Below are 13,552 nucleotides of genomic sequence, written 5' to 3'. Positions count from 1 at the left end.
ATGCAAGAGTTTGAGCAATATATCGGTGGCGACTTCTCCAAAGCGAGCGCCAATTTTGAAAGCCTCGATCCCGCGTCAGGCACAGCTTGGGCGCTTATGCCTGAGGCCCGTGAGGCCGATGTGAACGCAGCGGTTGAGGCGGCGCACGCGGCGTTTCTTGCTCCTGCATGGGCTGACATGACGGCCACAGCGCGCGGTAAGCTGCTCTATCGTTTGGCCGATCTTGTGGCCGAAAACGCCAGCGAGCTGGCCCGCCTAGAAACGCGCGATACTGGCAAGATCATCCGCGAAACCTCGGCCCAGATTGCCTATGTTGCCGAATACTATCGCTATTATGCTGGCCTTGCCGACAAGATCGAAGGCGCGCATCTGCCGATCGATAAGCCCGACATGGAAGTCTGGCTGAGGCGGGAGCCTGTTGGCGTGGTCGCCGCCATAGTTCCTTGGAATTCGCAGCTCTTCCTTGCGGCAGTCAAGCTTGGCCCCGCTTTGGCGGCAGGGTGTACAGTGGTTCTCAAAGCGTCTGAGGAAGGCCCTGCGCCCTTGCTTGCTTTTGCGCGGTTGGTGCATGAAGCGGGCTTTCCAGCAGGCGTGGTCAATGTGCTCACAGGCTTTGGTCCGCGCTGCGGGGCGGTCCTGACAAGCCATCCGAAAGTGGCGCATATTGCTTTCACAGGTGGCCCCGATACCGCCCGCCATATCGTGCGTGGCTCGGCTGAAAATCTCGCCTCCACTTCGCTCGAACTGGGTGGCAAGTCGCCCTTTATTGTCTTTGAGGATGCTGATCTGGAGAGCGCAGCCAACGCGCAAGTTTCTGGTATTTTCGCCGCGTCTGGCCAGAGCTGCGTCGCGGGCTCGCGGCTTGTTGTGGCCGCAAGCGTCAAAGAGGCGTTCCTTGCGAAGCTAAAGGCCAAGGCCGAGGCCGTCATCATCGGCGCACCCGATAATATGGCCACAGAAGTTGGCCCCCTTTGCACAGCTGCCCAAGTCGCGCGCGCTGAAGATATTATCGCCCGTTCTCTCGCGGCAGGTGCCAAGCTTGTTACAGGCGGCACGCGCTTGGAAGGGGCAGGGCACTACTTCCCGCCCACCATTCTTGATTGTTCCGCCGCGCCAGATGCGCCTTGCCTGACCGAAGAGTTCTTCGGTCCCGTTCTGTCTGCCGTCAGCTTTGAGTCCGAGGCCGAAGCGCTCGATATCGCCAATGATACAGCGTTTGGTCTTGCCTCGGGCGTCTTTACAACAAGCCTCACGCGCGCCCATCGGATGATCCGTGGCATTCGGGCAGGTATTGTCTGGGTCAATACTTACCGCGCCGTTAGCCCCATCGCGCCTTTTGGTGGCCACGGCCTCAGCGGGCATGGGCGCGAGGGCGGACTTGCAGCTGCGCTAGATTATACGCGGACAAAAGCGGTCTGGCTTCGGACATCGGATGAGCCGATTCCCGACCCTTTCGTGATGCGCTGAACTCTCGCTGCGCGAAAGGTTGATCCCCGCCCGCTTTGGCCTACATTGGCAAGGCCCAATGAGGACGCGCGCATCATGACCAAACTCCCCGATTTTGCCTTCGACAATAGCTATCACCGCGAGCTGTCTGGCGCCTATGCGCAGTGGCAGGGTGATAAAGTTCCCGCGCCGCAGATGCTTAAGCTCAATGTGGCGCTGGCCGAGGAGCTTGGCCTTGATGCAGATGCGCTCGCAGGTGAAGCGGGCGCGCTTGTATTTACAGGCATGCGTGCGCCCACAGGTGCGGCTCCCTTGGCCATGGCCTATGCAGGCCACCAGTTTGGGGGCTTCTCGCCCCAGCTCGGCGATGGCCGTGCGCTGCTTTTGGGTGAGCTGATCGACCGTTTTGGAAGGCGTCGCGACCTTCACCTGAAGGGGTCGGGCCGCACGCCCTTTTCCCGTGGTGGCGATGGCAAGGCCGCGCTCGGTCCCGTCCTGCGCGAATACCTCATCGGTGAGGCCATGCATGCCCTAGGCATCCCCACAACCCGCGCCTTGGCCGCAGTCACAACGGGGGAGAAAATCCATCGTGAAACAGGCGCCAAGGACGGTGCCGTTTTGGCGCGCATTGCAAGCTCTCACCTGAGGGTCGGCAGCTTTCAGTTCTTTGCGGCACGCGGCGACACTGAAATGCTGCAAAAGCTCGCGGATTACGCCATCGCGCGCCATGATCCCGATCTTGTGGGGCGCGAAGGCCGCTACCTCAGCTTCCTGAAGCGCGTTGCCGAGCGGCAGGCAAGCCTTGTCGCGCAATGGGTCAATATCGGCTTTGTGCACGGTGTGATGAACACCGACAACATGACCATTTCTGGCGAAACGATTGACTATGGCCCCTGTGCTTTTCTCGACAGCTACAGCCCGAAGGCGAGCTTCTCTTCCATCGACCAACAAGGCCGCTACGCTTACGGCAATCAGCCCAACATGGCCGCATGGAACCTCGCCCGCCTTGCCGAATGCCTCCTTGGCCTGATCAACGCAGATGATGACAAGGCCATCGCAGAGGCAACGGCTGTGATCAATAATTTCCCCACGCTTTATCAAGCTGCTTGGCTGACGGGTGTGCGCCAAAAGCTTGGCCTCTTGCAGGACAAAGAAGGTGATCTCGCGCTCGCAAACGGCTTTCTGATGACGATGCAGGGCCAGAATGTCGATTATACGCAAGCTTTCCGCGCTCTCGCGGAGGCCGTGCTTGGCAACACATCTCCCCTGCGCGCTCTGTATGATGATCCGAGCAAAGAACTCGATGGTTGGCTCGCCGCCTATTTCGCACGGATCGGCGAAGAGGCCCAAACGCCTCAGGGCCGCGCCGCCGAGATGAACGCAACGAACCCGCTCTACATCCCGCGCAATCATAAAGTTGAAGAGGCGCTCCAAGCGGCGGAAGCGGGCGATATGGCTCCGTTTGAGGCACTCCTCAAAGTTCTGCAAACGCCTTTCACAGAGCAGCCAAATGCCGAGAGTTACAGCCTAGCTGCTCCCGACAGCTTTGGTCCTTATAAAACCTTCTGTGGAACCTAAACCAAAAGCGGACCCAGCTCTTTTTCTTTCTGGAAATATCCTAGGGGGTCTGGGGGCCAAAGGCCCCCAGCGGGGCGCTTTGGCTTTGCGCTAGCACAATCCCTAGACGCTTAAAACTTCTGCCAAGACACTCACCGCAAGTTTGCGTGCATCCCGCACTGAAGGCACAAGCCCGATGGGCCCCCGCAACTCTGCTATGGCGTCATCAGAAACTCCAAGTCGTATGAGCTCCATTCGCCGCATCTCGGCCGCCCGCATGCTGCCTTGGGCGCCCACGTAAAACGCGTCTGTTGTCAAAGCCTCTGCCAAAATAGGGGGCTCCCAATCGTGATCATGGAAAAACAAAACAACGGCGCTGCGCTCGTCAATGCCGAGGCCTGCGGGACAATGCGCATGGGTCAAATGTTGGGTAGCGCAGCCTGCCGCGCCCACGGCGTTAAGCGTTTCAGCGTCAGGTGAAAGCACGAGATTGGGGTAGCCTGCTGCCTGCACAAGCCCAGCAAATGTTGCTGTCTCTGGCCCTTTGCCAAAAATGAAAAAGCGAATTTCAGGGTCAATTGCTATGCTGAATATATCTCCGGTCCAGCCTGTTGCCCCTTGGGTCACAGCAATCAAAGCTCCGCTGCGCTGGTCCATGTCCAAGACACAGGCTTGTCGTGCCACATGATGGCTCAGCAGCGTGTTCAGCACGGCGACATCAGGGCGTGGCAAAAGCATAATTTCAAGCCCGCCACCGCAGGGCAGTACGATGTCTGCAAAAGGCGAGCCCTTCCCGTAGCGCACCGTATAGGGCGTGTTTGTGTCCAGCGCCTTGGCAGCATGAAGCGCAATATCGGCTTCGACACAGCCGGAGGAGAGCGTGCCGATGCGCCGCCCGTCTTCAAGAACGGCCATCATTGCTCCGAGCGGACGATAAGACGGGCCGTCAACATGGGTGATTACACAGAGCACACCCGCCCCACCCGCATCAGAAAGCTGGCGGATCGGTTCGATCACGGTGCTGGCGTCCAGCGCGGGCACAGACATGGCTCTCTCTTTCTTTTGGCGCGTTAACATCGCGCTAACCTTGTTTTGTCAAACTCGTCAACGATGGGTGTACATCCGCCAAAGAACTTGGCTCAAATGCGCTAGATGCAGGGTGTCGCCCATTCCGCACTTACCATTCAATCGGTTTATAAGCGTAGTCAAAGAACTGCCCGCTGTCTTCGGGAGTGAGCCCCAGCATAACGTCCACCAAGTTTTTCGCGGCCGCCTCTGGGCGAACTGTACTGTGCCGTGCAGCGTAGTTTGCGGTAAAGTCTGTGGCCACAGTCCCGGGGTGCAGTGCCACAGCAATCGCTTCTTTGTGGCTGCGTCCCAGCTCGATAGCCGCGCCGCGCAGTAGCTGGTTTGCAGCGGCCTTGGAGGCGCGGTAGGCGTGCCAGCCACCAATATTATTATCGCCGATAGAGCCGACCCGCGCTGTCAAAACAGCCAGAACAGAGCGGCCCTTCTTCGGCAGAAGCTTCGGCACGTGGCGCAAGACATAGGCTACACCAAAGGTGTTGACCTTGAAGACCTCCTCAAAGCTCTCCTGTCGGATCTGGCTCAGTGCTTTTTCAGGCGCTCCGCCCTCGGCGGCAAGCACGCCAGACGCCATAAAGACGAGCTTGTAAGGACCGTTCTGTGCTTCCAAATGTGCATCCACATTGGCCTGATCGCTAATGTCCAAGCCGTCATGTGCGCGCGAGAGCCGTGTCACCTGCCAGCCGCGTGTTTCTAGGTCTTGCGCTACAGCGGCGCCGATGCCGCCAGATGCGCCGATGATGAGTGCGTTTTGTGTCATTTCGCCAAGCTAACCCTTCATGCGCCTATTGCAAGCGCTCGGCCGCTGACTATTTCTGATCTGCCTCTTGTAGTTGCGAGTGATTTGCAATTACAGTTAGCTGACTCATAGAAAGGTCTTCTTTCATGCTCCGTTCATTGTTGCTCTGTTTTGCGTTTCTGACGGCCACAAGCCTCGCGGCCCAAGACAAGCTCAAAGTCGTGACAACTTTCACTGTCCTCGCTGATATGGCGCAAAACGTGGCTGGCGAGGCCGCTGATGTTGTCTCCGTGACAAAGCCAGGTGCCGAAATTCACGGTTATCAGCCCACGCCACGCGACATTGTCCGCGCCTCTGACGCCGATCTGATCCTATGGAATGGCCTCAACCTTGAACTCTGGTTTGAACAATTCCTCGCCAATCTTGGCGATGTCCCGTCTGCGACGCTGTCCGAAGGGATTGAGCCGATTTCGATTGGCTCTGGAAGCTATGAAGGCAAGGCCAATCCGCACGCGTGGATGGGTCTCGAAAACGCGCTTGTCTATATCGCCAATATTGAACGTGCGCTCAGCACGGCAGACCCTGCCAATGCTGCCGTCTATCAGGCCAATGCCAATGCCTATTCCAACCAGATCCGCGAGACGCTTGCGCCGCTCAAAGCCGAGATCGAGACTATTCCTGCTGAAAACCGCTGGCTTGTGACCTGCGAAGGCGCGTTCAGCTATCTGGCGAGAGACCTTGGCCTTCAAGAGCTTTACCTCTGGCCCATGAATGCCGACCAGACTGGTACGCCTCAACAGGTCCGCCGCGTGATAGACGGGGTGCGCGAACACTCGGTTCCTGCGGTCTTTTGTGAAAGCACAGTCAGTACATCGCCCGCCGAACAAGTCGCCCGCGAAACAGGCGCGGCTTACGGCGGCGTGCTCTATGTCGACAGTCTCAGCGCCGAGGACGGCCCCGTGCCGACATACCTAGACCTCTTGCGCGTCACCACCGAAACGGTCGCTCACGGCCTCAAGGGAGACAAGTGATGGATGGCATCCACGCCAAAGGCGTCACAGTCACATACCGCAACGGCCATACCGCCCTGCGCGACGCCAGCTTCAATATTCCTCGTGGGACAGTGACAGCACTTGTGGGTGTCAACGGCGCGGGCAAGTCGACACTCTTCAAGGCGATTATGGGCTTTGTGCCGATCTCAAAGGGCGAAATCACCCTCTTGGGCAAGCCTATCCGCGAGGCGCTCAAGCAAAACCTTGTCGCCTATGTACCGCAAGCAGAGGAGGTCGATTGGGCCTTTCCTGTTCTGGTTGAGGATGTGGTGATGATGGGTCGCTACGGCCACATGGGGATGCTGCGGCGTCCCAAAGCCGCTGACCACGCAGCGGTGGATCAGGCGCTCACTCGCGTCAGCATGCAAGACTTCCGCAAGCGTCAGATCGGCGAGCTTTCGGGGGGGCAGCGCAAGCGTGTGTTTCTAGCGCGTGCCTTGGCGCAAGAGGGTCAGGTGATCTTGCTGGATGAGCCTTTTACGGGCGTCGATGTGACCACGGAAAACCAGATCATCACACTCTTGGGCGAGCTGCGCGATGAAGGCCGGGTCATGCTGGTTGCCACGCACAACCTCGGTTCTGTGCCTGAGTTTTGTGACCGCACAGTGCTCGTCAAAGGCACAGTGCTGGCCTATGGCCATACCGATGAGGTCTTTACCCGCGACAACCTCGAAGAAGCCTTCGGAGGGGTGCTCCGTCATATCACAATCGGCCGCGATACGCTCCACGAAGATAGTGACGAACGCGCCGTAACGATCCTGACAGATGACGAGCGCCCCTTTGTGCAATACGGCGAACAGACCCAACGGCAGGATCGCGACCAATGAGCTGGCTAGAGCCTTTCAGCTACACCTACATGCTCAACGCCATGTGGGTCTCTGCCCTCGTCGGAGGGGTTTGCGCATTTCTCTCGGCCTATCTCATGCTCAAAGGCTGGTCGCTCATCGGCGATGCACTCTCGCACTCGGTTGTGCCCGGTGTGGCAGGGGCCTATATGCTCGGCCTGCCTTTTGCGCTGGGAGCTTTCCTTGCGGGAGGGTTGGCGGCGGCTGCCATGCTCTTTCTCACAGAGCGCTCTGGCCTCAAGACCGACGTGATCATCGGTCTGATCTTTACCAGCTTTTTCGGCCTCGGCCTCTTCATCGTCTCCGTTTCGCCTGTCAGTATTGATCTGCAAAGCATCACCATGGGCAATATTCTCGCAATTACGCCCGAAGACACGCTGCAACTGGCCTTGATTGGCGGGGTCACCCTCGTGGTGCTTTTGGCGAAATGGAAAGACTTGATGGTGACGTTTTTTGACGAAAGCCACGCCCGCTCGATCGGGTTGCACCCTGCGCGCTTGAAGGCTGTCTTCTTCGTGCTGCTGTCCGCGTCCGTCGTTGCCGCCATGCAAACCGTTGGTGCGTTCTTGGTCATTGCATTGGTCGTCACGCCAGGGGCCACGGCTTACCTCTTATGTGACCGCTTCCCGCGGCTCATTCTGACATCTGTCGCCATTGGTACGCTGACAAGCTTCCTTGGCGCTTACGCCAGCTACTTCCTTGACGGGGCCACAGGCGGTATCATCGTTTGCCTCCAAACCACTCTCTTTCTCTTCGCCTTCGTGTTTGCACCCAAGCATGGACGCCTCGCGGCGCGGCGCATGGCGCGACAAGCTCTGGAGGAGGTGGCATGAGCGAACTGCTTCTCCCGTTCCAGTTTCCGTTTATGCAGACGGCCTTCTTCATCGTCGCGCTGATCTCTGTGCCGACGGCGCTGCTGAGCTGCTTTCTTGTGCTCAAAGGCTGGGCACTTATGGGGGACGCCGTCAGCCACGCCGTTTTGCCTGGCATTGTGCTGGCTTACATCCTCGGTGCGCCGCTGATTTTGGGAGCGTTTTTCGCGGGCATGGTCTGTGCGCTGGCCACGGGCTATCTGAGCGAGAACAGCCGCGTAAAGCAGGATACGGTCATGGGTGTGGTCTTCTCTGGGATGTTCGGGCTCGGGATCGTGCTTTATGTCGGCGTTGAGACAAACGCGCATCTTGACCACATTCTTTTTGGCAACATGCTGGGGATTTCTGCCCAAGAGCTCTGGACCACAGCGATTATCGCCGCACTTGTCTCCGCTGCGCTTCTGATCAAATGGAAGGACCTCCTGCTTCACGCCTTTGACCCCGCTCAAGCACAGGCATCTGGTCTGCCAGTGACGTGGCTGCACTACGGCCTCTTGACGGCGCTTTCGGCCACAATCGTCGCCACGCTCTCGGCAGTAGGTTTGATCTTGGCGATTGGCCTTCTCATTGCGCCGGGGGCAATTGCCTTTTTGCTCGTGCGCGAATTTCGGACGATGCTCTGGGTGTCGATTCTGGTTTGTTTGAGCTCGTCTCTTCTGGGGGTTTACACGAGCTTTTTCATCGACAGTGCGCCTGCGCCGACGATTATCTTGATCCAGACGCTGATGTTTGTTGCCGTGTTTCTACGGAAGCTTTCACTGAACAAGTCACGTTCTGCTTAGTGAGGCTTCGGATTGTGCTTTGCACAATCCGACCCGTTGAGGGGGGCCAGGCCCCCTCAAACTCCCCCCGGGATATTTTTAAAAAGAAGAAGCTTTAGATGCGAAAGATTGGCTGAAAGAGCTTTGGGATAAAGGCATTGAACTTCAATGCTGCGTCTGTGGCAGCAAGACAAATACAGGCCTCGCCTTTGGCCGCCACGGGTTTGTGCTCCACATCGTCATCAGCGACTTCAACATCACCCACACCAAAGCGTCCGCCCTCATCGCTAAAGGCACCCTGCAACACAAGTGTCAGCTCAAGCCCGCCATGTGAGTGATCGGGCATATCAAGCCCTGGTGGGATATAGAGCAGGCGCGCAGAGCCTGACTTTCCATGGCTGAGTATGGACTGGCGCACACCACGGCCCAAAGGCTTCCACGTGGGGGGGCGGCCCTTCAGCGCCTCCATGACAGGCGCAGGGAAAATGCTCGAGCGCTCATAAACAGGCGTGTCTTCCACAGAGTCATCCAGCATGGACATGACATTGTCGCGCAGGCCGCCTGACAGCTCGGAGCCTTCATGCGCTTCCATGACAGCACCGCCGGCAACTTCGTGCGCTGTGAGGCGCGCACGGCATTCGTCACAGAGCGATACATGCGCTGCAACAACCAGCGCAAAAGGCTCGGCCATACGGCCGCTGGCGTACTCCAGCATCAGCGCATCGGGGATATGATGTTTGATGGTCATGACTTGCGTATTCCGTCTAGTTCGTGGCGCAGTTTTTCCAGGCCAAGCCTGATGCGCGATTTAATGGTCCCCAGTGGCAGGCCTGTTTCGGCTTCTATGTCTGTGTGCGACAGCTCTCCGAGATAGGCCTTCTCGACCATCTCGCGCTGTGCTGGCTTAAGCTTGGCAAGCGCTAGCTTGAGTGCGCTAACTTCCTGATCCAGTGCCAGCGTGTCCGCTGCGTTTTCTTCTGTTGTTTCACTTTCAGCCTTCAAAGCCTCAGGCATCGGACGGTTTTCTTTGCGCAGAATATCGATCTGGCGGTTGCGCGCGATCTGATAGAGCCAGCTAGAGACTTGGGCGCGCGTCGGATCAAACAGATGTGCCTTACGCCACAGTGTCAGCATCACGTCTTGCACCATGTCTTCAGCCTGCCCAGAGCTGAGGCCGGACCGCATCGCAACACCTTTCAGCCGTGGGCCGAAATGATCAAAGAGCTTCCCGAAAGCTCTCTTGTCGCGGTTGTCTCGGACGGCCAGCATCAGACGTGTCTCTTCGGAATAAGGGTTCAACTTTGGTTTGCCTTGAAAAGAATGAATATTTCTCACGGCCGCAACACTAACAAGTGGTGGGGCAGGTGCAACATCTGGTTCTGTTTCAAAACTCAACATAAGTCTGTTACGGGAGCAGTTGAAACGCGGATCATATTTTTTTGTGCAAAGTGATCTATTGAGCTGATCTTGGCGTAACCACCTCAAATCTAATCGGAGTTTCCATGTCATTTGATGCCCCCCCTATGAAGCGCCAGCGCATTGCCATTGTTGGTGGCGGTATTTCTGGCATGAGCGCGGCTTATAAGCTGTCGCCTCAGCATGACGTTACGCTCTATGAAGCTGCCCCGCGCCTTGGTGGCCATGCCCGAACCAAACTTGCGGGTCTCAAGGGCGATCAGCCCGTTGATACAGGGTTTATCGTTTTCAACTATGTGAACTACCCGCACCTTACACGGATGTTCCATGATCTCGATGTGCCTGTTGAAAAATCAAATATGAGCTTTGGGGCAACGATTGATGAAGGTCGCGTGGAATATGGCCTGCAAACGCTCAAGAGTGTGTTTGGCCAACGTCGTAATGGGCTCCGCCCTGGGTATATGCGGATGATCCGCGATATCCTGCGGTTCAACGCGCGTGCCGAAGCCACGGCCACATCGGATGACATGACCATAGGCGAGTTGGTTCGCGAGCTTGGTCTCGGGACATGGTTTGAGCGCTATTATCTCATGCCGATCTGCGGTGCGATCTGGTCAAGCCCCACGCAAGACATCCGCGCTTTCCCCGCGAAGTCGCTTGTCCGCTTCTTCTCCAATCACGCGCTGCTCACCGCCACACAGCCACACCAGTGGTATACAGTTTCTGGCGGTTCCATCCAGTATGTCACCCGACTTGAACGCCACTTGCGGGCCACAGGCGTCAAACTGCGCACCGCCACGCCGATAACGGCAGTGAAGCGTGATCCAAACGGGGTCACGATCAATGCCAAGGGCGGCACAGAGCAATTTGATCAGGTGATCATGGCCTGCCACTCCGATGAGGCGCTCGCGCTTCTTGCTGATCCCTGCGCCGATGAGGCACGGCTTCTTTCGGCTGTAGGCTATCAGGACAACCAGATGATCCTGCATCGTGATTCAGGCCAGATGCCCAAACGAAAGGCTTGCTGGTCGAGCTGGGTTTACAAGGCAGATGGTAACATCGAGGCGCCTTCTATCGGCGTAACCTACTGGATGAACCGTTTGCAGAATATTCCCGAGACAGACCCACTTTTCGTCTCGCTCAACCCGTACACGCCTGTGCGCGATGAGATGATCTATGATCAGAAGAGCTTCCGCCACCCTGTCTTTGACGGGCCAGCTTTGAAGGCCCAGCAAGAGATCAAGGCAAAACAAGGCACGCGCAACACTTGGTTCGCAGGCGCATGGCTGCGCAACGGCTTTCATGAAGATGGTTTCGCTAGCGCAGTGCATGTCGCACGCGAAATAGAGCGCGTTAAGGTATGACCGCCAGACCCGAACATATCGCAGGAGCGACAACCCACGCGCGCCGCGGTCAGGTTCAAAACGCCTTCCGCTACAGCGTTGATTACGTGCTGATTGACCCTGACGCGCCTTCCAAATTGGCACTGTTTTCGCGTAACGCGTTCAATCTTGCGTCTATAAATGACAAGAACCATGGCGGCGCCCCCAAAAAGGGCAGGGGGCTGGCGTGGGCGAAAGAGGTCTTCGCCGCGGCGGGTCTTCCTTCGTGTCGTATTCGCCTGCTCACCCAGCCCAGCTTTCTGGGCTATGTGTTCAACCCGGTGAGTTTCTGGCTTGCTTACAAAGGCGCTGATCTGGTCGCTGTGATCGCAGAAGTCAGCAATACGATGGGCGACCGCCACAGCTATCTTTGCAAGCGCGCAGGCTTTGCTCCGATCCGCCGTGAGGACAGCATCGTGGCAGAGAAGATATTCCACGTCTCGCCCTTTCAGGAGGTGCAAGGCACCTACCAGTTCAATTTCGATATCACCGCAGAGCGCATTTCGATCCGTATCGCCCATGAAAATGGCGAAGAGGGGCTTATTGCCACGCTCTTTGGCCCGCGTGCACCGCTCTCCAATCGTCGCATTCTCGGCTTTGCTCTGCGCCGCCCGTTTGGGCCTCTGCGTGCGCTTGTGTTGATTCACTGGCAGGCCGTAAAACTTTACATCAAAGGCGCGCCGTTCCGCCGCCGTCCTTTGCCACCCGAAGAGGAGGTAAGCTAATGGGCTTTATCACACGCCGCGTCGCTCACGACTTTCTAGACACGTGCGGCCAGATAGATGAAGGCGCGCTAGAGATCGTCACACCCGAGGGCCACCGTCATAGCTTTGGCAACGGCGGGGGCAACAGTGCCGAGATGGTTATTCATGACTGGTCCGCCATTACAGCCATCGCAGCGCGCGGTGATGTCGGCCTCGGCGAAACTTATGTGGCTGGCCTCTGGAGCACCCCATCTATTGAGGCGCTGGGCCGTGTGGCGATTTCCAATCTCGCCACGCTTGAGCCCTACGCCTATCCAAACCGGTGGAACACGCTCAAGTTCCGTGCGGTGGATCGCTTTCTGCGCGCCAATTCTGTCAAAGGAGCCGCGCGTAATATTCGCTCGCATTACGACACTGGCAACGAGTTCTATCAGCTCTGGCTGGACGAAGGCATGAGCTATTCTTCTGCGCTCTTTACGCAAGGCGATACAGACCTCGCCCGCGCCCAAGACCGCAAGCTTGACCGTGTTCTCTCGCGCCTAGGGGGCGGCGAAAGCGTGCTGGAGGTCGGTTGCGGCTGGGGCAGCTTTGCCGAGCGCGCGGCTGATCAGGGCCGTAATGTAACGGGCATCACGATTTCCAAAGCCCAAAAAGGCTATGCAGATGCGCGCCTTGATGGCCGTGCCTCCATTGAGTTTTGCGATTATCGCAACACCACGGGCACCTATGACAATATCGTTTCCATCGAGATGATCGAAGCGGTGGGTGAGCGCTACTGGCCAAGCTATTTTGCGATGCTCAAGGCGCGACTTGCGCGTGATGGCCGCGCCGTTGTGCAGGCGATCACAGTGCCCGATGCCTATTTTGATATTTATCGCTCCAGCTCTGATTTTATCCGCCAATATACCTTCCCGGGCGGGATGCTTTTGTCTGATGCTGTGATTGCCGATGAGGCCCGTCGCGCGGGGCTGCAAGTCAAAGGCAGCTTTGCATTTGGTCAGGACTATGCCCAAACTCTGCGTCACTGGTCCTCTCGTATGGACGCAAATGTGAAGCGCATCAAGCAGATCGGCTATAGCGATGAACATCTGCGCAGCTGGCAGTTCTATTTGCAGATCTGCGCCGCGTCTTTTGGTGTGAAGCAAACGGATGTGGTGCAAGTGGAGCTTGCGCATGCGTAAACTGTTTTTGTTCCTAGTGCTCTGTTTCCCTTTGCTGGCCAGCCCTGTCGTGGCCAAATCCTATATCGACTCTGCTGGAGTGAAAAATCCGAGAGCCATTTCCGATGTGCCTTTCACATGGCTCGGTTTGAAGCTCTATGATGCCTCACTCTATACGCCGGGTGGAGCCGCCTTCAGCTGGCAAAATCCGATGGCAATCGAGCTGACCTATGCGCGCAAACTGCCGCGCGCGAAGCTGGTCAACGCGACCCGAGACGAGCTGAAGCGACTCGAGGGCAACCGCGCTGATCACCCCGCAATTTTGGCTGATCTCAATCGTTGCTTGCGCGACGTGACGCGCGGAGATCGCGTCACAGCTGTCGCGCGCAATGCGGCCTCGGTTGCTCTCTTTTTCAATGGCACAAAGACCTGCAAACTTACCCAAGCCAGCATTGGCAAGCGCTTCCTCAATATTTGGCTGTCCGAAAACAGCCGGTCCTCTGCTGCCTCCCGCAAGCTCAAAGGCCTCTGA

At 57.5% G+C, this 13,552-nt stretch carries 14 protein-coding genes; 10 read left to right on the top strand and 4 right to left on the bottom strand.

All coding sequences use genetic code 11. The features are described from left to right. Together DSM117340_RS13940 and DSM117340_RS13935 are read left to right on the top strand one after the other, a co-directional pair. Entirely contained in the window at positions 1-1,467 is a 1,467-nt protein-coding gene (locus DSM117340_RS13940; RefSeq protein WP_354689705.1) for an aldehyde dehydrogenase, read from the top strand. Positions 1,468-1,542: 75 nt separating this feature from the next. Continuing rightward, entirely contained in the window at positions 1,543-3,024 is a 1,482-nt protein-coding gene (locus DSM117340_RS13935) for a protein adenylyltransferase SelO (protein WP_354689704.1), read from the top strand. 102 nt (positions 3,025-3,126) lie between these two features. Here the strand turns inward: DSM117340_RS13935 and DSM117340_RS13930 are convergent, their stop codons facing one another. Beyond that, entirely contained in the window at positions 3,127-4,050 is a 924-nt protein-coding gene (locus tag DSM117340_RS13930; RefSeq protein WP_354689703.1) for an XdhC family protein, read from the bottom strand. Between the two features lie 130 nt (positions 4,051-4,180). Next, on the bottom strand, positions 4,181-4,849 hold the full coding sequence (locus DSM117340_RS13925) for an SDR family NAD(P)-dependent oxidoreductase (RefSeq protein WP_354689702.1): 669 nt from the start codon (positions 4,847-4,849) through the stop codon (positions 4,181-4,183). 125 nt (positions 4,850-4,974) lie between these two features. Here DSM117340_RS13925 and DSM117340_RS13920 point away from each other — a divergent pair, with 125 nt between their 5' ends. From DSM117340_RS13920 to DSM117340_RS13905, 4 genes are read left to right on the top strand one after another with little or no spacing between them, the layout of a single operon-like run. Beyond that, on the top strand, positions 4,975-5,859 hold the full coding sequence (locus DSM117340_RS13920) for a metal ABC transporter substrate-binding protein (RefSeq protein WP_273498598.1): 885 nt from the start codon (positions 4,975-4,977) through the stop codon (positions 5,857-5,859). Further along, entirely contained in the window at positions 5,859-6,707 is an 849-nt protein-coding gene (locus DSM117340_RS13915; protein ID WP_354689701.1) for a manganese/iron ABC transporter ATP-binding protein, read from the top strand. The genes DSM117340_RS13920 and DSM117340_RS13915 overlap by 1 nt, the downstream gene beginning before the upstream one ends. Next, positions 6,704-7,558: a metal ABC transporter permease gene (locus DSM117340_RS13910; RefSeq protein ID WP_273486015.1), complete on the top strand. Its 855-nt coding sequence runs from the start codon at positions 6,704-6,706 to the stop codon at positions 7,556-7,558. The genes DSM117340_RS13915 and DSM117340_RS13910 overlap by 4 nt, the downstream gene beginning before the upstream one ends. Further along, on the top strand, positions 7,555-8,379 hold the full coding sequence (locus DSM117340_RS13905; RefSeq protein ID WP_354689700.1) for a metal ABC transporter permease: 825 nt from the start codon (positions 7,555-7,557) through the stop codon (positions 8,377-8,379). Before DSM117340_RS13910 ends, DSM117340_RS13905 begins: the two co-directional genes overlap by 4 nt. Before the next feature lie 94 nt (positions 8,380-8,473). Here the strand turns inward: DSM117340_RS13905 and DSM117340_RS13900 are convergent, their stop codons facing one another. Both DSM117340_RS13900 and DSM117340_RS13895 read right to left on the bottom strand, forming a co-directional pair. Then, positions 8,474-9,106, bottom strand: coding sequence for a ChrR family anti-sigma-E factor (locus tag DSM117340_RS13900; protein WP_273486014.1), 633 nt, complete (start codon positions 9,104-9,106; stop codon positions 8,474-8,476). Beyond that, positions 9,103-9,627, bottom strand: a complete 525-nt coding sequence (locus DSM117340_RS13895; RefSeq protein ID WP_089893691.1) for a sigma-70 family RNA polymerase sigma factor — start codon at positions 9,625-9,627, stop codon at positions 9,103-9,105. The genes DSM117340_RS13900 and DSM117340_RS13895 overlap by 4 nt, the downstream gene beginning before the upstream one ends. Before the next feature lie 233 nt (positions 9,628-9,860). Here DSM117340_RS13895 and DSM117340_RS13890 point away from each other — a divergent pair, with 233 nt between their 5' ends. The 4 genes from DSM117340_RS13890 to DSM117340_RS13875 are packed head-to-tail and all read left to right on the top strand — an operon-like array spanning position 9,861 to position 13,552. Then, on the top strand, positions 9,861-11,138 hold the full coding sequence (locus DSM117340_RS13890) for an FAD-dependent oxidoreductase (RefSeq protein WP_354689699.1): 1,278 nt from the start codon (positions 9,861-9,863) through the stop codon (positions 11,136-11,138). Then, on the top strand, positions 11,135-11,881 hold the full coding sequence (locus DSM117340_RS13885; RefSeq protein WP_354689698.1) for a DUF1365 domain-containing protein: 747 nt from the start codon (positions 11,135-11,137) through the stop codon (positions 11,879-11,881). The genes DSM117340_RS13890 and DSM117340_RS13885 overlap by 4 nt, the downstream gene beginning before the upstream one ends. After that, positions 11,881-13,041, top strand: coding sequence for a cyclopropane-fatty-acyl-phospholipid synthase family protein (locus tag DSM117340_RS13880; protein WP_354689697.1), 1,161 nt, complete (start codon positions 11,881-11,883; stop codon positions 13,039-13,041). The genes DSM117340_RS13885 and DSM117340_RS13880 overlap by 1 nt, the downstream gene beginning before the upstream one ends. After that, positions 13,034-13,552: a chalcone isomerase family protein gene (locus DSM117340_RS13875; RefSeq protein ID WP_304189978.1), complete on the top strand. Its 519-nt coding sequence runs from the start codon at positions 13,034-13,036 to the stop codon at positions 13,550-13,552. The genes DSM117340_RS13880 and DSM117340_RS13875 overlap by 8 nt, the downstream gene beginning before the upstream one ends.

It is taken from the genome of Lentibacter algarum (assembly GCF_040580765.1).
GTDB lineage: Bacteria > Pseudomonadota > Alphaproteobacteria > Rhodobacterales > Rhodobacteraceae > Lentibacter > Lentibacter algarum.
Note: the sequence above shows the minus strand (reverse complement) of the source record. Positions and strands in the feature narration are given on the sequence as shown.

Coding starts and splice junctions, on each gene's coding strand:
- DSM117340_RS13875 (WP_304189978.1), top strand. CDS start 13,034: ATGCGTAAACTGTTTTTGTTCCTAGTGCTCTGTTTCCCTTTGCTGGCC.
- DSM117340_RS13885 (WP_354689698.1), top strand. CDS start 11,135: ATGACCGCCAGACCCGAACATATCGCAGGAGCGACAACCCACGCGCGC.
- DSM117340_RS13925 (WP_354689702.1), bottom strand. CDS start 4,849: ATGACACAAAACGCACTCATCATCGGCGCATCTGGCGGCATCGGCGCC.
- DSM117340_RS13910 (WP_273486015.1), top strand. CDS start 6,704: ATGAGCTGGCTAGAGCCTTTCAGCTACACCTACATGCTCAACGCCATG.
- DSM117340_RS13915 (WP_354689701.1), top strand. CDS start 5,859: ATGGATGGCATCCACGCCAAAGGCGTCACAGTCACATACCGCAACGGC.
- DSM117340_RS13920 (WP_273498598.1), top strand. CDS start 4,975: ATGCTCCGTTCATTGTTGCTCTGTTTTGCGTTTCTGACGGCCACAAGC.
- DSM117340_RS13890 (WP_354689699.1), top strand. CDS start 9,861: ATGTCATTTGATGCCCCCCCTATGAAGCGCCAGCGCATTGCCATTGTT.
- DSM117340_RS13930 (WP_354689703.1), bottom strand. CDS start 4,050: ATGTCTGTGCCCGCGCTGGACGCCAGCACCGTGATCGAACCGATCCGC.
- DSM117340_RS13935 (WP_354689704.1), top strand. CDS start 1,543: ATGACCAAACTCCCCGATTTTGCCTTCGACAATAGCTATCACCGCGAG.
- DSM117340_RS13895 (WP_089893691.1), bottom strand. CDS start 9,627: ATGCTGGCCGTCCGAGACAACCGCGACAAGAGAGCTTTCGGGAAGCTC.
- DSM117340_RS13940 (WP_354689705.1), top strand. CDS start 1: ATGCAAGAGTTTGAGCAATATATCGGTGGCGACTTCTCCAAAGCGAGC.
- DSM117340_RS13880 (WP_354689697.1), top strand. CDS start 11,881: ATGGGCTTTATCACACGCCGCGTCGCTCACGACTTTCTAGACACGTGC.
- DSM117340_RS13900 (WP_273486014.1), bottom strand. CDS start 9,106: ATGACCATCAAACATCATATCCCCGATGCGCTGATGCTGGAGTACGCC.
- DSM117340_RS13905 (WP_354689700.1), top strand. CDS start 7,555: ATGAGCGAACTGCTTCTCCCGTTCCAGTTTCCGTTTATGCAGACGGCC.